We start from the raw sequence: 22,510 nt of genomic DNA on the forward strand, positions 1-22,510 counted from the left end.
AAAATAAAATTAGCCAAAAAAGCGAGTAAAAATGCGGCTCTAGAGCATGGTCAGAAAAAAGCTGGTGATATAAATCACATATTTCGTGGGTTTTGGCGTAAAATCTGTTAAATTATGAGCCGTTTTTTTAATCAAGTAGCCTCTAGTGAAGATGCTGCATGTTCTGAGTGAATGTGAAACTAATGTCTAATCAATCGATCGATAAATTAAGAAATATCGCAATTATTGCTCACGTTGACCACGGTAAAACTACCCTGGTTGATAAACTTCTACAGCAGTCTGGCACGTTAGAGGGTCGCGGCGAAGCCGAAGAACGTGTGATGGATTCTAACGATATCGAGAAAGAGCGTGGCATTACCATTCTTGCTAAGAACACAGCAATCAACTGGAATGACTATCGCATCAACATCGTAGATACCCCAGGACACGCCGATTTCGGTGGTGAAGTAGAGCGTATCATGTCTATGGTTGACTCTGTATTGCTTATCGTTGACGCAGTTGACGGCCCTATGCCTCAAACTCGTTTCGTAACGCAAAAAGCGTTTGCATACGGCCTTAAACCAATCGTTGTAATCAACAAGATTGACCGTCCAGGTGCACGTCCTGAGTGGGTTATGGATCAAGTATTTGACCTATTCGACAACCTTGGTGCAACTGACGAACAGCTAGACTTCCAAGTAGTTTACGCATCAGCATTGAACGGCTGGGCGACACTTGAAGAAGGCGAAACTGGCGAGAACATGGAACCATTGTTCCAATCTATCGTTGATAACGTTGCAGCGCCATCTGTTGATGTTGATGGTCCACTACAGATGCAAATCTCTCAGCTAGATTACAGCTCTTACGTTGGTGTTATCGGTGTTGCGCGTATTACTCGTGGTACAGTGAAAGCTAACCAACAAGTAACTATCGTAGGTGCTGATGGTTCTAAGCGTAACGGTAAAGTAGGTACAGTTCTAGGTTACCTAGGTCTTGAGCGTCATGAAGTTGAAGAAGCGAAAGCGGGCGACATCATTGCTATCACAGGTCTTGGTGAGCTGAAGATTTCTGACACTATTTGTGATCAAAACTGTGTTGAAGCACTAACGCCGCTTTCTGTTGATGAACCAACAGTTACTATGACTTTCCAAGTAAACAACTCTCCGTTTGCTGGTAAAGAAGGTAAGTTCGTTACTTCACGTAACATCCTAGAGCGTCTTCAAAAAGAACTAGTACACAACGTTGCACTACGTGTTGAAGAAACAGCTGACCCAGATAAATTCCGTGTATCAGGTCGTGGTGAACTTCACCTATCTATCCTGATCGAAAACATGCGTCGTGAAGGTTACGAGCTAGCAGTATCACGTCCAGAAGTTATCATTAAAGAAGAAGACGGCCAGCTAATGGAACCGTTTGAAACTGTGACTATCGACGTGGTGGAAGAGCACCAGGGCGGTATCATGGAGAACATCGGTCTTCGTAAAGGTGAGCTAACTGATATGGCACCAGATGGTAAGGGCCGTGTTCGCATGGACTTCATGATGCCTTCTCGTGGTCTTATCGGTTTCCAAACTGAGTTCATGACACTGACTTCAGGTTCAGGTCTTCTTTACCATACGTTTGATCACTACGGTCCTCACAAGGGCGGTACTATCGGTCAACGTAACAACGGTGTATTGATTTCTAACGCAACAGGTAAAGCACTGACTTACGCACTGTTTAACCTACAAGAGCGTGGTCGTCTATTTACTGAGCACGCAGACGAAGTTTATGAAGGTCAGATCATCGGTATTCATAACCGTTCTAACGACCTAACAGTTAACTGTCTGAAAGGTAAGCAGCTTACAAACGTTCGTGCTTCTGGTACTGACGAAGCGCAAACTCTTTCTCCTGCTATCAAGTACACACTTGAGCAAGCACTAGAATTCATCGATAACGATGAGCTAGTAGAAGTTACACCTGAAAGCATCCGTATTCGTAAGAAACTTCTTACTGAAAACGATCGTAAGCGTGCAGGTCGTACAAAATAATTACTGATTAATTTCATTAGTTATTAAACAATCCCTCGGTTGGTAACAATCGGGGGATTGTTGTATTTGGGGATGGAAAAACTTCGATTGTTGAAGATAAGTGGAGTAGTGCTTGGGGGAGTGTGAAAAGAAATAGTGAGCCAACTGGCGCTGACTCACTTTGTGAATCGCTTATTTCTTTAGATGACCAATAAAGCGGTTAGATTCCGCAATGGCGCTGTTCATATCGCGGATCGCTTGTTGGATTTCTCGCTGCAGTGAATTGAACTCACCTTGTAGTGAGCCAATGGCGGCAGCATTCAGATTATGCTTTAGATATAACGTGTTATCACGCAAAGTATCTAACACAGGCTCCATTTTTTGCTCTGCGCGTTTCATCGCAGATAGCATTTTTTGATACTGTACTTTGGTTGCGCGTAGCTTGTTTGCACTATCACGTTTCAGTGTTGCACTCTTATAAAGCGCAAGCTCGTCATTCCATTCATCAAATAACGCATCTGCTACATCTTCAATCGCCGCGATACGATCTTTTACTTTATTTACTGCTGCTTCACTGTCTTTGTATTGATCATTAACGTCATTGTATGCGGCTTCTAACTCACCGCCATTGAAGTTATTTAATGCTTTTAGCCCTTCAAGTGCGCTGGTAAATTGTTGCTGTGCATTTTTTTGTGCCGCGTTGGCGTCTTCTACCCGATCAACCATGATGTCACGTTTATGGACGCCGACTTGCTCCATCGCTGAGTAATAGGCTGATTGACAGCCTGAAAGTAAGCTAACGCTAAGTAAAATAGCAAGAAAATAAGGCATGTTATGCTCCTAGTAAGACATGCTGCGCTGAAATAAATCAATCTTAACGTTTGTTTTAACAAGAGAGAATTGATTGATAAGACGCAAATAAAGAGTTGAGAGAAGACAAAAAAGAATGCCTTTTCACAACAGGTATAAGATTAATAGAACAAAGTTATAAGGCTGACAACAAACCAATGGCGAAGTTGCAATTAGGTCCCAAAATCCATCTGATGATGGATTATTTTTCTTATTTAATCCAGCGAGTGAATCATGATCGTTTAACGGTTACCGCAGGCTCAATGGCTTATGTCACTTTATTATCATTGGTGCCGCTCATTACTGTTGTTATTTCGGCGTTGTCAGCTGTACCGGTATTTGCAGGACTTGGCGAACAATTACAAAACTTTGTGATTGAGAATTTCGTACCTGCAGCTGGCGCGGTCGTTAAAACTTATTTAAATGAGTTTGTTTCTAATGCTGGCAAAATGACGGCTGTCGGTATTGCGGCGCTGTTTGTGGTTGCCATGATGTTGATTTCATCAATAGATACCTCGTTAAATTATATCTGGCGAATTAAAAAGAAACGTCGTTGGGTTATTTCTTTTTCGATCTATTGGATGATTCTAACCTTAGGGCCGATTCTATTAGGTTCTAGTATCGCTATAAGCTCTTACCTTGGTTCACTAGCATTACTTGAACACCAAGCATTACACGGCCTTTTACAGCAGTCTTTACGCTGGTTTCCTTCTCTTATGTCGAGTTTGGCATTTTTATTGCTCTACTTATTAGTGCCGAATTGTAAAGTGACATTCCGTCATGCATTGATTGGTGGTTTAAGTGCCAGTATTTTATTCGAGCTAAGTAAGAAAGGTTTTGCGATTTACCTCGCGCATTTTCATTCTTATCAGATGATTTACGGTGCTTTAGCGGCTATCCCTATCTTATTTGTTTGGATTTATTTATGTTGGTGCATTGTTTTACTGGGTGCAGAGATCACTGCCAGCTTAGGTGAGCGTGGTTTTTGGGAACCATCGAATCAGTTATCATTGACTGAGCAAAAATCCGATGACACGTCGCATAACCTTAAAGAGGAAGAAAAATGATTGCACTGATCCAACGAGTTACAGAGGCTAGCGTGACGGTTGATGGACAAATCACCGGCGCAATAGGCAAAGGATTGTTAGTACTGTTAGGCGTTGAAAAAGGTGATGATGAAGTAAAAGCGCAAAAACTGCGTGATAAAGTGCTAGGTTACCGTGTCTTTAGTGATGACGACGGAAAAATGAATTTAAACGTACAGCAGGCGGGCGGCAGTGTATTGGTTGTATCACAATTTACATTAGCGGCAGATACCAAAAAAGGTATGCGTCCAGGTTTCTCGAGTGGGGCTGCACCTGTTGATGCTGAACGTCTTTATGAATATTTTGTCGAACAATGTAAGGTGAACGATATTCAAACTGAAACCGGCATCTTTGCTGCCGATATGCAAGTGGCACTAAATAATGATGGTCCAGTCACGTTCTGGCTACAAGTCTAGAAAAGTACTTTACCATTAGGGATACACCATAAACCGAGAATGGAAAGAGAGGGAATTCATGTTTCGACTAGTGACGCCTCAAACCGACGAGCAGTTGGCGAGCTATTACCATTTTCGTTGGCGGATGTTGCGCGAACCTTGGCAAATGCCACAAGGCTCTGAACGAGATGCGTATGATGAACTGAGTGAACATCGTATGATCATCAATAATCGTGATCAGGTGGTGGCGATTGGGCGTTTATATCTAACGCCTGATAATGAAGGACAAGTACGTTATATGGCGGTTGATCCTGATGTTCGTCACCATGGTTTAGGTGGCTTAATTTTAATGGCTCTAGAATCACTAGCAAGGCAAGACGGTGCTAAGCGCATGGTGTGTAATGCTCGTGAAGATGCTATCCCATTTTATTTAAAAAATGGCTTTGCCAGTGAAGGTGAATTGAGTGATGAGCGAGGCCCTGTTCGTCACCAACAAATGCTTAAACATCTTGAGCCATTAAATGAAGTCGTACGTCATCCTGAATGGTGTCAGGAATTACAAACACTGTGGCAACAGCAGATCCCGATCAGCGATAAAATGGGGATAAAAATCAACCAATACACAGGTTATCGCTTTGAAGTGAGTGCGCTGTTTAATGCTAACTTAAACCCCAATGAGTTTATGTTTGCGGGGAGTATTTTTACTATGGCAACCTTAGCGGGCTGGGGCTTTATTTGGTTATTGTTGAAAGAGCGTGGGCTAGAAGGCAATATCATTTTGGTTGATAGCCATATTCGTTATTCAGCTCCTGTGACAGAGCGACCTAAAGCGGTGAGTACCATAGAAAACTTACGCGGTGATATTGATCGCTTAGCGAAAGGTCGTAAAGGTCGCATTAGTGTCGATGTGAATGTGTATAGCGGTGGCAAAATTGCTTCTAGTTTTACCGGTACTTATTTGATTTTACCATTGCACGTTGAAAACGAATTCACTTCTGTTTGATCTGCATGCCAACGACGATCAACCTGTTGGCAGTCTTCCTTTAATACCCACTCAAGTCGTTGCTGTTTTGGGATCGCTAGATCCCAATCGCTGGTGAGTGATAGGCTAAAATTATCGTTGCTTGCACGCCAAGTTGGAATGGTGATCTTTCCTCTTTCCGCAGTAATCTTAAGTGGTAATAGAGTTAATGCTGTGTTGCTATCGCTATTTTCATTATCGTTATCTAATTCTGTACCGAGTAATTTTTCTTTCTTTTTCCAACGGGAAAGTAATTGGGTTGGTACCACTTTATCTAAATGAATATCCCGAAAGGTGAGATCTGCTTGCCCTGATAAGCTGTAATTGAAACTTTGTCGGTTACTTGCGAGCCCTTGCGCTTGTAATATACCGTCAATTTTACCGTTTAATGGTAGTGGTAATTTGAACCAACGATAAATGAGAGCGGCGGGAACACTATCATTCGAGATAGAAATAGACCAAGGCTGACCTTGTTGCGCTAATTGAATATTGGCATCTGCCGTTAGCATGCCGTTAGTAAAAGGTAAGACAAATTTATTGATTGTCCAGTCGCCATTAGAGCTGCTCATTTCTGCAATAGGATCGGTAAAAACGACTTGGTTGATGCTGGCAAAGCCAAGGCTGGTATCGAGCTTTCCTTGCCATAATCCCCATTGATGTTGATGCTTTAATACCACATCGTTACCGTCAATATTGATCCCTGCGAGTTGAAACGGTAGCTGAGTGTCTGTTGCCGTCAATTGTATGTTATTGATATCAAGATTATCGATAGTTAGCTCTGATAATCCTGAGGTTAATGTTTTTGTCGTATGTAGCCACTGTGGAGGAAGAAAGCCTTTTATTCCTGATATCAACAATTTTTTTAGTTTGACCTTGTCAGGTGAAATCTCTCCATCCATACGCATATAGCCATTGAGTAACTGAGCCGAAATACCCTGACTGTTGATCTTTTCCGGCATGAAATTCAGCTCAATGATCGGTTGTTCAAATACGATATCGTGCCATTTTGCATTACTGGCACTGACAGATAAGTGAGCCTTATCTTGTTGCCAGTAACTGTTAGGCCATGACCAATTCTCTAATGACAAACTAATATCATCAGCAGCCCAAATAGGTTGTTCAATACTGGTGTCTAGAATGTCAGCACGTTTAATCATGATATGACGAACGGGTATGGCATCTGCTAACCATTGCGACCATGCAGCCAATGGTTGTGATTGTTGAATGCGAAGGTTAGTTAGCGTGAGTTGATCCAACGTTAATAACTGGGTGTCACGGTTATAGTCTGCGGTGCCATTAAAGTTCGCTCGTTGCCATCTTCCTGAAAAACCTGCTAGTTGCCAGTGCTGCTGCTGTTTTGTCCCGTTTAATAACAGATTTTCTAGTGTCTGATTGTGCCATGTTATTTGAGGAGCGCTTAATTGAAACTGTCCACTAAATTGCTGCCACCAAGGTTGTTGATGATCACGATATTGCCAATTATCAATTTGAAGTTGTGCATGGTTGATTGTTATTGCTGGAGTGACTATTGAGAGATCATTTATCGCTAAACGATCAATAGAAAAGACAGAGAGATGTTCAAACTTATCCCATTGCTGATGATGTAAATCGATCCCATCAATTATGACGTTAGAAAAAATTAGATGCTGTGTTTGTAATGAACGTGATGAAAGTTCGAGAGTGATACTGTGAACTGACAATAACGTTTTATTCGCTTTTTTTACGGTTAGTGGTTGAAGCGTTATTTGTAGCGGTTGTTTTATATCATAGTGTAATTGTGTTTCAGCTAATTGATAGTGAGAGAAAATGGCGAGGGTGTGATTGAGTAAGGGGGTTGCGTAGCGGGTTTGCAGTAATACGATCAGTGCTGCGATACTCAGTCCGCCAAGCAGTAATACAGAAGCAACAAGTTTGATAACCCAACGCATAATTCATTCCCTGAAAGGCATTAACACATTTTTATTACTTATATGATGAGATTGGCGCAAATATCAGTAATTGGCAAGATATGTGAGTCGGATTTGAGGCACGTTATAGTTTTGAATTTATAATAGATTCGTGATGTGAGAGATAAAAAAGCCCCTACAAATAGGGGCTTGGTTGTTGGAGGTTTAATCGAGCTGTGGACCAGCTTTGACTAAAGACTCGCCTTCTGCGGTATCAGTATATTTATCGAAGTTTGCGATAAATCGACTTGCAAGATCTTTGGCTTTACTTTCCCATTGTAGTGGGTCGGTATAGGTATCACGAGGATCTAGAATTTCAGAGTCGACACCGGGTAATGCCGTCGGTACGGTTAAATTGAAAATAGGAATTTGCTTAGTCGGTGCGCTATCAATTGAACCATCTAAAATCGCATCGATAATGCCACGAGTATCTTGGATCGAAATACGTTTACCTGTGCCATTCCAGCCTGTATTGACTAAGTAAGCTTCAGCCCCTGCTGCCTCCATGCGTTTCACTAATACTTCTGCATATTGTGTTGGGTGGAGGGTTAAAAATGCATTACCAAAACAGGCAGAGAAGGTGGGTGTTGGCTCGGTAATACCACGCTCAGTGCCCGCCAGTTTTGCAGTAAAGCCTGACAAGAAATGATATTTGGTTTGCTCGGGTGTTAGCTTTGATACTGGAGGCAATACACCAAATGCATCAGCCGATAAGAAGATCACTTTATTGGCATGACCACCTTTTGAAATAGGTTTTACAATATTATCGATATGATAAATAGGGTAAGACACACGGGTGTTTTCTGTTTTTGAATTATCATTAAAATCGATAGAACCATCATTACGTACGGTTACGTTTTCCAGTAACGCATCACGACGGATAGCATGGTAAATATCAGGCTCGGCTTCTTTTGAAAGGTTGATGGTTTTTGCATAACATCCTCCTTCAAAGTTAAACACGCCGTTATCATCCCAACCATGCTCATCATCACCAATTAATGCCCGTTTAGGATCGGTCGATAGGGTCGTTTTACCTGTACCAGATAAGCCAAAGAAGATGGCGGTATCACCACTTTCCCCTTTATTGGCAGAGCAATGCATAGAGGCAATGCCTTTGAGGGGTAAAAAGTAGTTCATCATTGCGAACATCCCTTTTTTCATCTCGCCGCCATACCATGTACCACCAATAAGCTGCATTTTTTCAGAGAGGTTAAATACCGTGAAGTTCTCTGAGTTCATGCCGTGCTCTTGCCATTTAGGGTTAGTACACTTCGAGCCATTCATGATCACAAAGTCGGGCTCAAATGTTGCTAACTCAGCCTCTGTGGGGCGAATAAACATGTTTTTAACGAAGTGTGCTTGCCAAGCGACTTCAGTGATCACCCGAATACATAAACGGGTATCAGGATTAGCGCCACAATAACCATCTACCACAAAAAGACGCTTGTTAGAGAGTTGCGTTGTTACGAGAGATTTAAGATCATGCCATGCTCGCTGGCTCAGTGGCTTATTATCGTTTTTGCCTTGATCTGACCACCACAGAGTATCTTGGGTGGTACCGTCTTTTACAATAAACTTATCTTGTGGTGAACGACCCGTAAATATCCCTGTATCGACAGCAACAGCACCAAGCTCGGTGACAATGCCTTTCTCAAACCCTTTTAACTCAGTTTTCGTTTCTTCTTCGAATAGTATTTCGTAAGAAGGGTTACGAATAACATCTGTAACATTGAGTATTCCGTATCGGGATAAATCCATGTTCGTTGCAACCTTATTATCGACACACATCGTGCTCATTGGCGCTCCTTGGGTAAGATGTTGTTTAACTATTAACCATGCTAGCAACCATAAAGGGCTAAATCAGGGATATACATCATAAAATAACCTTAATCTTTATAAGGTTAATGAGAGTGTGAATTAGATGTTTTTATTTAGTTTACAGGGCGGTTAAAGCAGAAAGCTAGAGGGTTGAATTATTATTTCTGGTGAAAAAAGAAGCAGTTTTTAGTGGTTCACTTTCAAGTTTTTGCTTGAATGTTGGTTTTTAATATGAAAAAGCCGACATATATGCCGGCTTTGTAATTATATTTCAAGCTTAATACGAAGCGAGAATTAATGAACGTTGCTCTCGTCAGCATTGCCAGCATTTTCACGAAGTGCTGCAATATCAATGCTATCGAAGTCATAATCTGTGCCACAGTAATCACAATGCAGTGATACTTTACCGTCTTCCGCTAAGATTTTTTCAATCTCATCTGGGTGAAGGCTAATAACGGCAGAGCCACTACGATCTCGTGAGCAACCACACTCAAAGCTTACAGCTTGTGGTTCGAACACTTTGACTTCTTCTTGGTGGTATAAACGGTAAAGTAGATCTTGCGCGTCTAAGCTAAATAGCTCGTCGTCTTTAACTGTATCAGTGATTGTTTCTAAGTGCTCAAAATCACCTTCACTACCCTGACCATCAGGCATTACTTGTAATAGCATACCTGCAGCTTTCGGTTGGCCTTCAAACTCACCGGTACGTAGCCAGATACGTGTTTTTAGCTGCTCAGAGTTTTTAAAGTAAGCCTCTAAACATTCCGCCATGGTTTCACCTTCAAGACCAACGACACCTTGGTAACGCTCACCTTTGGTTGGAAGAATAGTGATTACCATGTAGCCTTTACCCATTAGATCATGGATAGAGCTGTCTTCTTTGATATCGCCTTCCCAGCGAGCAACACCACGTAGTTTTTGGTTTTGATCACCGTTAATCACGGCAAGGCTAACTGGACCATCACCTTGTAATTGTACTGTGATTGAACCTTCAAACTTTAATGTAGCGGTTAATAGGCTTGTTGCTACCAATAATTCACCTAACAGTGTTTTGATCGGTGCTGGGTAGTCAGTGCTTGAGATGATTTGTTGGTAAGTATCACCTAGCTGTACTAACTCACCACGTACTGAAACGCCATCAAATAGGTAACGGTTTAAAAAATCTTGTGTCATGTTCTCTTTTCTCCAGCTGTGGCGCCAACCTTACATCATATTTGGTAGTGCATCTAAATGCGTTATACCCAGTATTTCAATGAACTCATGTGGCTCAGCATTTGGCTTACTTGTTATAAAGCACTCTGCTATTACCAGTGATGAATTGATAAAGGCTGGCAACCTTTTATTCTGATGTATTGATGTTTTTGAATCTCATGATGTCACGACGTTGTTTTTTATCAGGTCGTTTGATCGGACTCGGACTATCAAAAGCATTGAGTTTGCGCATTTGTGCATGGCGTTCCCGTAATTCAATACTTTGTGCTGTTTCTTGATATAGCAATTGTGCTTCCGGTGCACCACGGCGGGTATCAGAGATTTTTTCGATGGTAACGGTTTTTTCATCGTTACCTTGGCGCAATTTCACTTCAGCGCCAATTTCAACCATTTTACTCGGTTTTGAGCGTTGCCCGTTATATTGCACTTTGCCGCCATCAATCATAGCGCGAGCAACAGAACGAGTCTTATAAAAACGTGCAGCCCATAACCATTTATCAAGACGAACCTGTTTTAGTTCGGATGTCGCTTGACCCATAACGGTTCCTTTATTCAAAGGGGCGATAAAATATCACATTGTTTTAATAGCGTCAGCTATCACTTATTTCTAATAAATGGTGATGTTAATCGGGGTTTTCAATCATTAATTAGGAATTTATTACAAATTATCGTTAGTCTTTTAAGTAATTTTCCCTTTTTTTAAAATAATGAATAGCATTCAAGGTTTTAAAAAGAGATCATAAAATCTGATTATTATAACTCTTGTTTATTATAGGGAAGGTTAATACTCCTCCCAATATTCATTGAATGGATTTCCACTATGCAAGTACCTACATGGTTGCCCATGATGACCACAAAGCGCCCGCTCTCTCAGCGCACACTTACTCGACTACTGACGTGTCTACTAGTGGTTATTTTAGCGTGGATTTCTGGTCGTATTGTGTGGATGTTATTAGCCCCCCCAGCGGCGGTTGCGCCTTGGCAAGCGAAGTCGGTAAAAGTGATGGCGTCAGGCTCTGATGTTAATGTCGGTAACTTATTGTCAATGAATCTATTTGGGCAATATAACGCGCAGCCGAAGCCTGTTGAAACTACGGTAAAAAAAGATGCGCCACAAACCCGATTAAATTTGAAACTAGTCGGAGTTGTCGCGAGTAGTGATCCCCAATCTGCATTTGCCGTGATTACAAATAACGGTAAGCAGAATACCTATGGCGTTAATGAAGTTATTGATGGTACCCGTGTGACCTTAAAAGCGGTGTTTAACGATCGCGTTATTATTAGTAATAGTGGTCGTGATGAAACCGTAATGCTTGAAGGGTTGAAATTTTCTACATCATCTCAACCAGCGAATCAAAAAATAACCGCAGATAAATCCACGAAACCCAATGCCGACAGTTCTAAATTAGCTGAGATTAAAAAGAAAATCTTAGCTCAACCTCAATCTTTATTTAGTTATATTCGTTTATCCCAAGTGAAGAAAGATGGCGAAGTACAGGGATATCGAGTTAATCCAGGTAAAGACCGAATTTTATTTGATTCTGTTGGTCTCAAAGCGAATGATTTGGCAGTCGCGATCAACGGCAATAGCCTGACCGATCCAAGTGTGATGGCAAAACTATGGGCTGAGCTTTCTTCAGCGACGGATTTTACCTTGACGGTTGAACGTGGCGGTCAAGTTCATGATATTCACATTGAGCTGCAATAATAGCAGTGCATTGCGTGACAAAAAAAGACGAAAACGCAGGAGTTTTTTGTGAAAAAATTAATGGGTAAAAGTGCCCTGTGGTTAGCAAGTAGCTTGCTTTGTAGTTCGGCAATGGCTGATGAGCTAAGTGCCAATTTCAAAGGGACAGATATTCAAGAGTTCATCAATATTGTTGGGCGCTCATTACATAAGACTATCATCATTGATCCTGCGGTTCGTGGTCAGGTAAACGTGCGTAGTTATGATCTTCTTAATGATGAGCAATATTACCGTTTCTTCCTGAATGTGTTGGAAGTCTATGGTTTTGCTGTTGTAGAAATGGAAGATGGCGTACTCAAAGTTATTCGTGATAAAGATGCCAAAACCTCTGCGATTCCCGTGGTAGGGGCTAACGACAGTAATGTACCTGGTGATGCTGTGGTTACGCGTGTTATCGCAGTTAAAAACGTGTCGGTAAGAGAGCTTTCTCCATTACTGCGCCAACTTAATGATAATGCGGGGGCAGGTAACGTTGTTCACTATGATCCTGCCAATATCATTATGATCACTGGTCGTGCTGCGGTGGTTAACCGTTTAGCGGATATTATTGAGCGTGTCGATCGTGCTGGTAATAAAGACGTGACTGTTGTGTCGCTGAATAATGCTTCGGCACCTGAAATGGTACGTATTGTTGAGGCGTTAAATAAAAGTGCTGATGCGAAATCAACCCCAGGTTTTTTGATCCCGAAAGCGGTGGCCGATGAGCGAACAAATTCGGTATTAATTTCTGGTGATCCTAAAGTTCGTGAACGTTTAAAAGCTCTGATTCATAAGCTTGATAAAGAGATGGCAGCAAGCGGTAATAGTCGCGTTATCTACCTTAAATACGCGAAAGCCGCCGATATGGTTGATGTGCTAAAAGGCGTGTCTGAAAATATCCAAGCGGCAAATAAGAGTAACACGCCACAAGTGAGTCAATCGAGCAAAGATGAAGTCATGATTTCTGCTCATGACGCCACTAACTCTCTGATTATTTCTGCCCCCAGTGATGTGATGAATAAACTTGAGTCGATTATCTCTCAATTAGATATTCGTCGTGCACAAGTCCATATTGAAGCCATGATTGTGGAAGTACAAGAAGGTGACGGTGTCGATTTCGGTGTGCAATGGGGCTCGCAAGACGGTGGTGTGATCCAATTTGGTAACAGCGGTGCACCTATTGGCGGCTTATTGTCGGCACAAGAGGCTGCGAGAGATAAAACGACAACACAAACCCGTACCAATCCTGACACAGGTGAACAGTTGCCACCAATTGTAACGACAGAAAGTGGTGACTTAGCACCTATGGCTGCCTTCTTAGGCGGTGTGAAAGGGGCTGCAGCTGCAATTGCATTAGGCGATTGGACAGCGTTGGTAACGGCAGTGCAGTCTAACCGAAATGTGAACGTACTATCGACACCGAATATCACTGTATTGGATAACCAAGAAGCGAATTTATCGGTTGGTCAGGAAGTCCCTGTGACGACTGGTTCACAAACAGGCTCTAATAACGATAATCCGTTTACTACGGTTGAGCGTAAGGATGTCGGTATTCAACTTAAAGTCACCCCACAGATCAACGAAGGGGACTCTGTTCAAATGAAGATTGAACAGGTTGTCTCACAAGTGGCTGATGCTAATGGTGCCGTTGATATTCGTTTTGATAAGCGAGAGCTAACCACATCGGTATTGGTTAAAGACGGTAACATGATCGCACTAGGTGGCTTAATGCAAGAGAAGACCCTTGAGTCTGAGCAAAAAGTACCGATTTTAGGTGATATTCCCGTTCTTGGTGCATTATTCCGCTCTACTAATAACCAAACCGAAAAAACCAATCTAATGGTTTTCATTCGTCCAACCATTCTACGTGACGGAATGAGTGCTGACGGTTTAACTCAGCGCAAGTACAACTATATTCGTGCGCAGCAATTATACCAAGCAGATAAAGGTATGCGTTTGATGGATGCTGATATGCCTGTATTACCAAAATACGGTGAAGATATGGATTTACCGGCTGAAGTGCGTGCCTTTGTTTCTCAGTTGGAGCAACGCTAATGGCTGATGGGTTTTTAGAAACAGAATCAACGGTAACGTTTCGATTACCTTTCTCTTTTGCCAAGCGCCATCATGTAGTGGTAGAGGCAGGTGAGCAAGGATGGCAACTCTATTTCAGTGGACAATTGTCTGCTGCGGTACTTGCTGAAGTACGTCGAGTGCTAGGTTGCTGTTTTACGCCCATCGCATTAAGTGACAGTGAGTTTGAGCAAAAGTTAACAGAAGCATACCAACGTGATTCATCAGAAGCGCGCCAGTTAATGCAAGATTTGGGTTCTGATAGCGATGACTTTTTTGCTCTTGCTGAAGACTTACCTGAAACAGAAGACTTGCTCGAATCAGAAGACGATGCACCTATTATCAAATTGATCAATGCCATGTTGGCTGAAGCGATCAAAGAAGGTGCATCTGATATTCATATCGAAACCTTTGAAAAAGTGTTGTCGATCCGTTTTCGTATCGATGGCATGTTACGTGAGGTCTTACAGCCTAGTCGTAAATTGGCACCGCTGCTTGTTTCACGTATTAAGGTGATGGCAAAGCTTGATATTGCAGAAAAACGTATTCCTCAAGATGGTCGTATTTCACTGCGAATTGGTGGTCGTGCGGTTGATGTACGTGTATCAACCATGCCTTCTTCTCATGGCGAGCGAGTAGTACTGCGTTTATTAGATAAAAACGCGACACGTCTTGATTTACATAGTCTGGGTATGACTGATGAAAATCACCAAGCGTTTAGAAAAATCATCGAGCGTCCACACGGTATCATTTTAGTTACGGGTCCGACAGGTTCAGGTAAATCCACTACCTTGTATGCGGGTTTACAAGAGCTTAACAGCGCCGAGCGTAATATTTTAACCGTCGAAGATCCGATTGAGTTTGATATCGATGGCATTGGACAAACGCAAGTTAACAGCAAAGTTGATATGACATTTGCGCGTGGTTTACGTGCCATTCTTCGTCAAGATCCCGATGTGGTGATGATTGGTGAGATCCGTGATTTAGAAACTGCAGCGATTGCTGTTCAAGCATCGCTAACGGGTCACATGGTGTTATCAACCCTTCACACCAATACCGCAGTGGGTGCGATCACCCGTTTACGTGATATGGGGATAGAACCCTTCTTAGTGTCATCGTCATTGCTCGGGGTGTTAGCCCAACGATTAGTACGTACGCTATGTAAAGATTGTCGTCAGCCTTATGAAGCTGATAGCCAACAGAAAAAGCTATTTAACCTAGCCGAATCTGAATCATTAACGTTGTATCGCCCGAGTGGCTGTGAGCATTGTAACCAGAAAGGCTATCGTGGTCGTACAGGTATTCATGAGCTATTGCTGGTGGATGAAGAAGTTCAGGAGTTGATTCATGGTGAAGCGGGTGAGCAAGCGATTGAGAAATACGTGCGTCAATATACGCCAAGTATTCGCGATGATGGTTTAGCAAAAGTACGTCAAGGGATCACCACACTTGAAGAAGTGATGCGTGTGACGAAGGAGAGCTAATGGCGGCATTTGAATACAAAGCCTTAGATGCCAAAGGCCGACAGAAAAAAGGAGTACTTGAAGGGGATACCGCTCGTCAAGTACGCCAACAGCTACGCGAAAAAGGCATGGTGCCGATAGAGGTTAGCCAAACGTCTGGTCAAAGTCGCAGTAAAACCACGACGCGTAAACAGTTCAGCTTTAAACGTGGGATCAGTACTAATGAGTTGGCGCTGATCACGCGTCAGTTAGCAACACTGGTACAAGCTTCAATGCCATTAGAAGAGTGTATCAAGGCGGTCGCTGAGCAAAACGAAAAGCCACGGTTGAAAAACATTTTATTAGCAGTGCGTTCACGAGTTGTCGAAGGGTATACCTTGGCTGATAGTATGGCGGAATATCCTCATATTTTTGATCAGCTCTTTCGCGCTATGGTGGCGGCAGGTGAAAAGTCAGGCCATTTAGATACGATTTTAAATCGTCTGGCTGATTACACCGAAAACCGTCAACAAATGCGCAGTAAATTACAGCAAGCGATGATCTATCCCATCATGTTAACGCTTGTCGCTGTGTCTGTGGTGGCATTTTTGCTGGCAACGGTGGTACCTAAAATTGTCGATCAATTTGTACAAATGGGACAACAATTACCAACCATTACCGAAGTGTTATTGGCAGCAAGTAATTTTGTTCAGCATTGGGGGTTAGTGGTCGTGGTGGTGATTATATCTATCATTGCTCTAATCAAAACGGCCCTTAAGCAGCCAAAGTATCGGATGAAGTGGGATCGCGGCATCTTACATGTACCAGTGATTGGTAAAGTCGCACGAGGGTTAAATACCTCACGTTTTGCGCGAACATTATCGATTTGTACATCCAGTGCGATTCCATTACTGGATGGGATGAAGGTCGCTTCTGATGTCATGACCAATACGTATGTGAATAAGAAAATTTTATCTGCCGCAGATAATGTACGTGAAGGGGGAAGCCTACGAGTATCCCTTGAGCAAACAAAATTGTTCCCACCGATGATGCTACACATGATCGCGAGTGGTGAACGAAGCGGTGAGTTAGAGCAAATGTTAACCCGTGCAGCAGATAACCAAGATCGTGATTTTGAATCACTTGTTAATATGGCACTAGGGGTCTTTGAGCCATTATTAATTGTCGCTATGGCTGGGGTGGTAATGTTTATTGTTATCGCAACCTTAATGCCAATTATTGAACTGAACAACATGGTTGGGATGTAGTTTTTCTTCGGAGGTTTTAATGCAACAAAAACAACGTGGTTTTACCCTATTAGAAGTAATGGTGGTAATTGTGATTTTGGGCGTGTTAGCGAGTTTAGTCGTTCCCAATCTATTAGGTAACAAAGAAAAAGCTGACCAACAAAAAGTTGTGACAGATATTAGTGCGCTTGAACAATCTTTAGAAATGTACAAATTAGATAACAGCGTATACCCAACAACTGATCAAGGTTTGGATGCATTGGTTACTAAACCATCTTCTTCACCTGAACCACGTAATTACCGTGATGGTGGTTACATTAAGCGTCTACCTAAAGATCCTTGGGGTTATGAGTACCAATATGTGGTACCGGGTGAACATGGCGCGGTTGATATCTTTAGTTTAGGCGCCGATGGCCAAGAAGGTGGTGACGGTGTGAATACCGACATCGGCAACTGGAACATGTTGGATTACAACAAGAAGTAATAAGAATTCATGATGAAACGTAGTGCAGGTTTTACTCTCATTGAAATGATGTTGGTGCTGGTGTTACTCGCAACCAGCGCAGTTGCGGTGATATCAACTTTACCGGATAACAAGCGTGATGAGGTAAAAGAGCAAGCAGTACGTTTTCATCACCTTGCCCAACTATTGGGTGAGGATGCAATGCTCAATGGTGTGGACTACGGCATTCGTGTTGAGCCACACCAATATAATTTTGTGCAATTAACCCAAGATGGTTGGCAACCACTAGAAGGTGCCAAATTTTATACCGATGTGAAGTTAGATAACGCGATTACAACTCAGGTTGAGATTGGCGGTGCATGGAAAGATAAAGACCGACTTTTTAAATCAGATTCACTGTTTAAAGATGAAGACTTATTTACAAAGTCAGACGAAGAAAAGAAAAAGATCAAACCTCAAATAGTGGTTATGGCGAGTGGTGAATACACACCGTTTACTTTAAGTTTTGAGGTCGACGGTGAAAATCAATTTTGGCGAGTTAGCGCCGATGAGGTGGGTAATTTAGTCTTGCTTAAGCCAGGTGAAACCTTAGAACAGGCAACAAAACGTGAGAAGTAAACAAGGCTTTACCTTATTAGAAGTGTTAGTTGCCTTAGCCATTTTTGCTGTTGCTGCGCTGAGTATTATGAAAGCGGTTAGCCAACACTTAAATACGCTGGGCTATTTAGAAGAAAAAACCTTTGCTGCGATGGTGGCTGATAATGAACTCGTACAATTACATTTAAGCGGTCAGTATCCAACATCAAGTAAGACAGGTAAGTCTACATTAGCCGATCGTGAATGGTATTGGACAGTAAAAAGTGTCAAAACGCAGCAGAGCTTATTACGCCAAATTGAGATTTCGGTAGCAAGCGATCCACAGCGTGAGCATTCGGTAATAACGGTAAAGACTTATGTCGTCAATTAATCATTCCCGCCAGCGCGGTTTTACGTTACTGGAAGTACTTGTTGCAATAGCTGTCTTTGCCATGCTGAGCTTATCTGCTTATCAAGTCATGAATAACGTGATGCGTAGTGATGCGCAATCAAAGGATCATAACCAAAGATTAAAAGAAATACAGCGTGCCACGATTATGATGGATAACGATTTTCGTCAAATTGTTGCCCGTAAAAGTAGGCTTAATGGCGAAGAGCCTAACGATAAAGTGTTACAAGCTGGTGAGTACCTTTTGGATTCGAGTAGCGATGGGATCATGTTCGTGCGAACAGGCTGGCAAAATCCCCAAGCTATGTTTCCACGCGGTGATGTTACTCGCGTTGGCTATCGTGTGGTTGACGATCAATTAGAGCGTGTTTGGTTTCGCTATCCAGATAATGTTATTGGTGAAAAGCCACTGGTTAAGGTGTTATTAGACGGTGTGACTAAATTACAGTTTTCCTTCTTCACCGATAAAAAATGGCAAGATAAATGGGATACCGCAGATAAGTTACCAGAAGGTATTAAAGTGACGATGACGCTGAAAGATTTTGGTGACATTGAACGTATTTATCTCGTGCCTGAATCTGCATTATCTGCTGAGTCGGAGCAACCATAATGATTAAAAAACAGCGCGGTGTTGCGTTAATTGTGGTGCTCTTGCTGGTGGCGTTAATGAGCTTGATCGCCGTACAAATGACGGGACGTTTACAACATAATTTTCATCGTGTTGAGAATCAAATTCAGCATCAGCAGGCGTATTGGTACAGTTTAGGGGTTGAAGCATTAGCCGAAAAAGGTCTCGCTTTAACCTTTAAAGACAGCAAGATTATTGATTTATCTCAGCCATGGGCGATAGAAGATCAAACCTATCCGATTGATGGTGCAGTAGTCACCGGTAGCATGTTTGATAAACAAGCTTGTTTTAACATTAATGCGTTGGGGGCTGTAAAACCCGTAGCTGATGGCAGTAAGCAGCCATTTTTAGTGACTTACTTTCAAAACATCATGATCGACAGTGGTATTGATGATTATTCAGCAGAACAAATCGCAGATTCTAGCTGGGAATTTATTGATAAGAATACCACAGTGCAATCAAGCTATGGTGGCGAAGACAGCACGTATGAAGCATTTCAACCGCCTTACTTACCGCCCAATGGTTGGTTGGCAGATCGCAGTGAATTACGTGCGATTAACGGGGTGACGGCTGATATTTATGATGAAGTAAAAGGATTGGTGTGCGCATTGCCAACCGATGATTTTAAACTCAATGTAAATACGATCACTGAAAAGCAAGCCGTATTATTGTCAGCCTTATTTTCGCCAGAGCTTTCATTGGATGCTGCAAAAAAAATTATTAAAGATCGCGATGCCCGTCGCAAAGGGTGGGATAGCGTTGATGATTTTATGAAAGAGCTACCACAAGGCGATCAAGCAGATAAACAAGAACAACAGAAAAAGTACTTAACGGTCAGCAGTAACTATTTTTCATTAGATGCTGAAATACAAATAGATAACGCCAGATTACGAGCGGTAACGCTATTTAAACGAGATGATAATAACAAGGTGACGGTAGTACGTCGCCAGTATGGAGGAATCCGTGAGCGAATTTCTGACGATAAGACTGAGTAGTCGGCCTGAGGTGTCGGTGCAATGGCTTGTCTGGTCGCCACAGCAGAACGAAGTGATTGCATCAGGTCAGTTAGCTGATATCACGCAATTAGATCAGCTAGTGGAATATGCAGGTAGTCGACCTGTATATGGTTTGGTACCTACCAGTGAGATGTTATTAACACAAGTTGCTATTCCTGCAGGCAGTAGCCGCCAATTAACCGCCGTTTTACCTTATCTCTTAGAAGAAGAATTGGCGCAGGATGTTGAAAGTTTACATGTTCAGTTGCTTCGTCGAGAAGATGATGTAGCAACGGTAGCCCTTATTGAGCATCAAAAAATGCTGCAATGGTTATCAGCCTTTAAAGCTCGAGGCTTAGAGCTAAAGAAAGTTATTCCAGATTGTTTGTGTTTACCGTTGTTTGATGATGGTTATAGTGCCGCTGAAATTGAAGGTCAATGGTTGATCCGTCAATCAGAGGTTATGGGTATTTGTGCGGAAACGAGCTGGTTAGATGCATGGGTCAGAGCCCAAAAAGCGCCAATTATTTTAGCCGCTAATGACGATGAGGATGATGAAGAAACAGAGCAAGCCGCCATTGAATCTGCGGCGGTTGATGTTGAATCGAATCCAAGCCAAGTTGTCATACACCACTATACATCAGCTCCTCAAGGTGTCAGTGGGCATTGGCAAGCACATACACCAGAGCTTGTGATGCAATTATTAGCGCAAGGGGCTGCAGAAAGTAAAGTTAATTTGCTATCAGGGGCTTATAAACCACAAGCGGCTTGGCGTAAGCATTTAAAGCCATGGCGAAAAGTTGCGATTGCAGCAAGTTTGGTACTGGTTGCTGTTGTTGGTGAGCATATGATGGAGTTACAACAGTTAGAGTATCAAGCCAAAGCATACCGTACTGAAAGCGAAAGGATTTTCCGCCAAGTATTACCCCAATTTAAACGTATTCCGTCGCAGAGTTATTTGAAAAACCAAATGAATGCAGCACTGAAAAGTTTAGGTGGACAGGGTTCTAATAATGGCATCTTAATGTGGTTATCAGAACTAAAACCAGCATTAGCAAAAGCCCCAAGTGTCAAAGTCGTTAATCTTAAATACGATCAAAAGCGGGGTGAGCTACGTTTACAAGCAACCGCATCTGACTTCCAAGATTTTGAGAAATTACGCAGTGTGTTGACGAAAGACTTTACCGTTGAGCAAGGGCAATTAAGTAAGGAAGATGGCTTAGTCAGTGGTGCTGTCGTGCTAAGGAGAAAAGCATAATGGCAGAGATAAAAGCATGGTGGAAAGCATTAAGTCAGCGCGAGCAATATCTCGTTATTGGTGCAGGAAGTGCGTTGTTGGTGGCTATTTTGTATTGGGGATTATGGCAACCACTAAACCAGCGTAGTGAATTGGCACAAAAACGTATTCAAAGTGAACGTCAACTATTGTCTTGGGTTGAAGATAAGGCAAATAAGATTACAGCGTTTAAACGTGCTGGTGGTACGGTTAATGTGAGTGACAAAGGGCTTAACCAAGTGGTAAATGAAACCACGGAACGTTTTAAGATTGAATTGATCCGTATGCAACCACGTAATGATGCGATTCAAGTATGGGTAAAGCCTGTACCGTTCAATGCATTACTTAATTGGCTCTCTTACCTGCAAGATAACTTTGGGATTGAAACGCAATTTATTGATATCTCGAAAACAGATCAAAACGGTATGGTAGAAGTAAACCGATTACAGTTAGGACGAGGCTAAAGGTGAAATTTAAACTCGCTATCGGCGCAACATTTGGGGTGGTATTTATTGCCAGCGCTATTGCCCATTTACCGGCTAATTGGGCATGGCAACAAGCACCAAAAGTTCAGGGTTTATCATTAAGTGGTATTCAAGGAACCCTATGGCAAGGCTCTGCTAATGCTGTTGTGTGGCAAAATCAAAGCTTAGGTCAAATTCAATGGGACATGAAATTGGGTAGCCTATTTACAGGTAAACTTGCGTTTGATGTCCGGTTTGGCCGTGGCAGTGATATGCAACTACAAGGTAGTGGTATTGTCGGTTATAGCACCTCGGGACCGTTTGCTGAAAAACTCTTAGTCTCAATACCAGCAGCTAATGCCATGCAGTATGCCAAGTTACCTGTGCCGCTAACATTAACGGGTAATATTGAACTTACAGTACGTGATTATCTGTATGCCGCGCCGTATTGTAAAACCTTGAATGCAATGTTGGCTTGGGCGCAAGGTAATGCGTCAACGCCCATGGGGAATATTAATCCAGGCCCTGTTTTTGCCGATTTAAGTTGTCAAGAAGGCGCTATTTTAGCAAAAGCTTCACAGTCATCTGATGATGTTAGTAGCGATTGGCAAGCAAACGTAGCTAAAAATAGTAGTTACAGCTTATCAGGATGGTTTAAGCCGGGGGCAACATTCCCAGAGCAATTGTCTCAACAATTAAAATGGTTAGGCGATCCTGACTCAAAAGGGCAATATAAAATTAATTACTCAGGGCGTTTGTAATTATCTAATCGTCGCGATTTGAGTGGTTATTAATCACAAAGTGAATAGTAAGAGGCAGTCTAAGTAGACTGCCTCTTTATTTATCTGCGCGATTAGCTTTTAATGAAGCATAGGCATAAAACAATATTGTTCTTCG

Annotated in this window: 21 protein-coding genes; 16 read left to right on the forward strand and 5 right to left on the reverse strand. The window is 42.3% G+C overall.

From position 1 onward, the window contains the following. The first annotated feature begins 182 nt into the window (after positions 1 to 182). On the forward strand, positions 183 to 2,009 hold the full coding sequence (gene typA / locus I3259_RS09780; protein WP_238029448.1) for a translational GTPase TypA: 1,827 nt from the start codon (positions 183 to 185) through the stop codon (positions 2,007 to 2,009). A 171-nt stretch (positions 2,010 to 2,180) separates the two neighbouring features. Here typA and I3259_RS09785 read toward each other — a convergent pair whose 3' ends face one another. Further along, positions 2,181 to 2,819, reverse strand: a complete 639-nt coding sequence (locus I3259_RS09785) for a DUF2959 domain-containing protein (protein ID WP_238029449.1) — start codon at positions 2,817 to 2,819, stop codon at positions 2,181 to 2,183. A gap of 176 nt (positions 2,820 to 2,995) precedes the next feature. Between I3259_RS09785 and I3259_RS09790 the strand changes: the two genes are divergently transcribed. The 3 genes from I3259_RS09790 to I3259_RS09800 are packed head-to-tail and all read left to right on the forward strand — an operon-like array spanning position 2,996 to position 5,320. Continuing rightward, on the forward strand, positions 2,996 to 3,904 hold the full coding sequence (locus I3259_RS09790) for a virulence factor BrkB family protein (protein WP_238029450.1): 909 nt from the start codon (positions 2,996 to 2,998) through the stop codon (positions 3,902 to 3,904). Continuing rightward, positions 3,901 to 4,338, forward strand: coding sequence for a D-aminoacyl-tRNA deacylase (gene dtd / locus I3259_RS09795; RefSeq protein ID WP_238029451.1), 438 nt, complete (start codon positions 3,901 to 3,903; stop codon positions 4,336 to 4,338). The genes I3259_RS09790 and dtd overlap by 4 nt, the downstream gene beginning before the upstream one ends. A 58-nt stretch (positions 4,339 to 4,396) precedes the next feature. After that, the gene (locus I3259_RS09800) at positions 4,397 to 5,320 is read left to right on the forward strand and encodes a bifunctional GNAT family N-acetyltransferase/hotdog fold thioesterase (protein WP_238029452.1); all 924 of its coding nucleotides are present in this window, start codon (positions 4,397 to 4,399) and stop codon (positions 5,318 to 5,320) included. Here the strand turns inward: I3259_RS09800 and I3259_RS09805 are convergent. The 4 genes from I3259_RS09805 to hslR all read right to left on the reverse strand — a co-directional run bounded on the left by I3259_RS09805 (position 5,272) and on the right by hslR (position 10,852). Then, positions 5,272 to 7,266: an AsmA family protein gene (locus I3259_RS09805; protein WP_238029453.1), complete on the reverse strand. Its 1,995-nt coding sequence runs from the start codon at positions 7,264 to 7,266 to the stop codon at positions 5,272 to 5,274. The genes I3259_RS09800 and I3259_RS09805 overlap by 49 nt on opposite strands. Positions 7,267 to 7,449: 183 nt before the next feature. Continuing rightward, entirely contained in the window at positions 7,450 to 9,081 is a 1,632-nt protein-coding gene (gene pckA / locus I3259_RS09810) for a phosphoenolpyruvate carboxykinase (ATP) (RefSeq protein WP_238029454.1), read from the reverse strand. Positions 9,082 to 9,396: 315 nt separating this feature from the next. Then, the gene (gene hslO / locus I3259_RS09815; protein WP_238029455.1) at positions 9,397 to 10,275 is read right to left on the reverse strand and encodes an Hsp33 family molecular chaperone HslO; all 879 of its coding nucleotides are present in this window, start codon (positions 10,273 to 10,275) and stop codon (positions 9,397 to 9,399) included. A 166-nt stretch (positions 10,276 to 10,441) separates the two neighbouring features. Further along, the gene (hslR, locus tag I3259_RS09820) at positions 10,442 to 10,852 is read right to left on the reverse strand and encodes a ribosome-associated heat shock protein Hsp15 (protein WP_238029456.1); all 411 of its coding nucleotides are present in this window, start codon (positions 10,850 to 10,852) and stop codon (positions 10,442 to 10,444) included. 282 nt (positions 10,853 to 11,134) lie between these two features. Here hslR and gspC point away from each other — a divergent pair, with 282 nt between their 5' ends. From gspC to I3259_RS09880, 12 genes are read left to right on the forward strand one after another with little or no spacing between them, the layout of a single operon-like run. Further along, positions 11,135 to 12,022: a type II secretion system protein GspC gene (gene gspC / locus I3259_RS09825; protein ID WP_238029457.1), complete on the forward strand. Its 888-nt coding sequence runs from the start codon at positions 11,135 to 11,137 to the stop codon at positions 12,020 to 12,022. A 48-nt stretch (positions 12,023 to 12,070) separates the two neighbouring features. Beyond that, on the forward strand, positions 12,071 to 14,095 hold the full coding sequence (gspD, locus tag I3259_RS09830) for a type II secretion system secretin GspD (protein ID WP_346015695.1): 2,025 nt from the start codon (positions 12,071 to 12,073) through the stop codon (positions 14,093 to 14,095). Continuing rightward, the gene (gene gspE, locus I3259_RS09835; RefSeq protein WP_238029458.1) at positions 14,095 to 15,597 is read left to right on the forward strand and encodes a type II secretion system ATPase GspE; all 1,503 of its coding nucleotides are present in this window, start codon (positions 14,095 to 14,097) and stop codon (positions 15,595 to 15,597) included. The genes gspD and gspE overlap by 1 nt, the downstream gene beginning before the upstream one ends. After that, positions 15,597 to 16,823 (forward strand): type II secretion system inner membrane protein GspF, encoded by a 1,227-nt coding sequence (gspF, locus tag I3259_RS09840; RefSeq protein ID WP_238029459.1) that lies wholly within the window; start codon positions 15,597 to 15,599, stop codon positions 16,821 to 16,823. The genes gspE and gspF overlap by 1 nt, the downstream gene beginning before the upstream one ends. Before the next feature lie 19 nt (positions 16,824 to 16,842). Next, positions 16,843 to 17,286: a type II secretion system major pseudopilin GspG gene (gspG, locus tag I3259_RS09845; protein ID WP_238029460.1), complete on the forward strand. Its 444-nt coding sequence runs from the start codon at positions 16,843 to 16,845 to the stop codon at positions 17,284 to 17,286. A gap of 9 nt (positions 17,287 to 17,295) precedes the next feature. Then, a complete protein-coding gene (gspH, locus tag I3259_RS09850) occupies positions 17,296 to 17,883 on the forward strand; it encodes a type II secretion system minor pseudopilin GspH (RefSeq protein WP_238029461.1) in 588 nt (195 codons plus the stop codon). Then, complete coding sequence (gene gspI, locus I3259_RS09855; RefSeq protein ID WP_238029462.1) at positions 17,873 to 18,232, forward strand: type II secretion system minor pseudopilin GspI; 360 nt, start codon at positions 17,873 to 17,875, stop codon at positions 18,230 to 18,232. Before gspH ends, gspI begins: the two co-directional genes overlap by 11 nt. Next, on the forward strand, positions 18,219 to 18,860 hold the full coding sequence (gene gspJ / locus I3259_RS09860) for a type II secretion system minor pseudopilin GspJ (protein ID WP_238029463.1): 642 nt from the start codon (positions 18,219 to 18,221) through the stop codon (positions 18,858 to 18,860). Before gspI ends, gspJ begins: the two co-directional genes overlap by 14 nt. After that, the gene (gene gspK, locus I3259_RS09865; protein WP_238029464.1) at positions 18,860 to 19,873 is read left to right on the forward strand and encodes a type II secretion system minor pseudopilin GspK; all 1,014 of its coding nucleotides are present in this window, start codon (positions 18,860 to 18,862) and stop codon (positions 19,871 to 19,873) included. The genes gspJ and gspK overlap by 1 nt, the downstream gene beginning before the upstream one ends. Beyond that, positions 19,842 to 21,131 carry a type II secretion system protein GspL gene (gspL, locus tag I3259_RS09870; protein ID WP_238029465.1) on the forward strand — a complete coding sequence of 430 codons (1,290 nt, stop codon included), beginning with the start codon at positions 19,842 to 19,844 and terminating at the stop codon, positions 21,129 to 21,131. Before gspK ends, gspL begins: the two co-directional genes overlap by 32 nt. Beyond that, positions 21,131 to 21,613, forward strand: a complete 483-nt coding sequence (locus tag I3259_RS09875) for a type II secretion system protein M (protein ID WP_238029466.1) — start codon at positions 21,131 to 21,133, stop codon at positions 21,611 to 21,613. The genes gspL and I3259_RS09875 overlap by 1 nt, the downstream gene beginning before the upstream one ends. Before the next feature lie 2 nt (positions 21,614 to 21,615). After that, positions 21,616 to 22,374, forward strand: a complete 759-nt coding sequence (locus I3259_RS09880) for a type II secretion system protein N (protein ID WP_238029467.1) — start codon at positions 21,616 to 21,618, stop codon at positions 22,372 to 22,374. Positions 22,375 to 22,510 lie beyond the last annotated feature (136 nt).

The organism is Photobacterium sp. Ph5 (assembly GCF_022129445.1).
Classification (GTDB): Bacteria; Pseudomonadota; Gammaproteobacteria; order Enterobacterales; family Vibrionaceae; genus Photobacterium.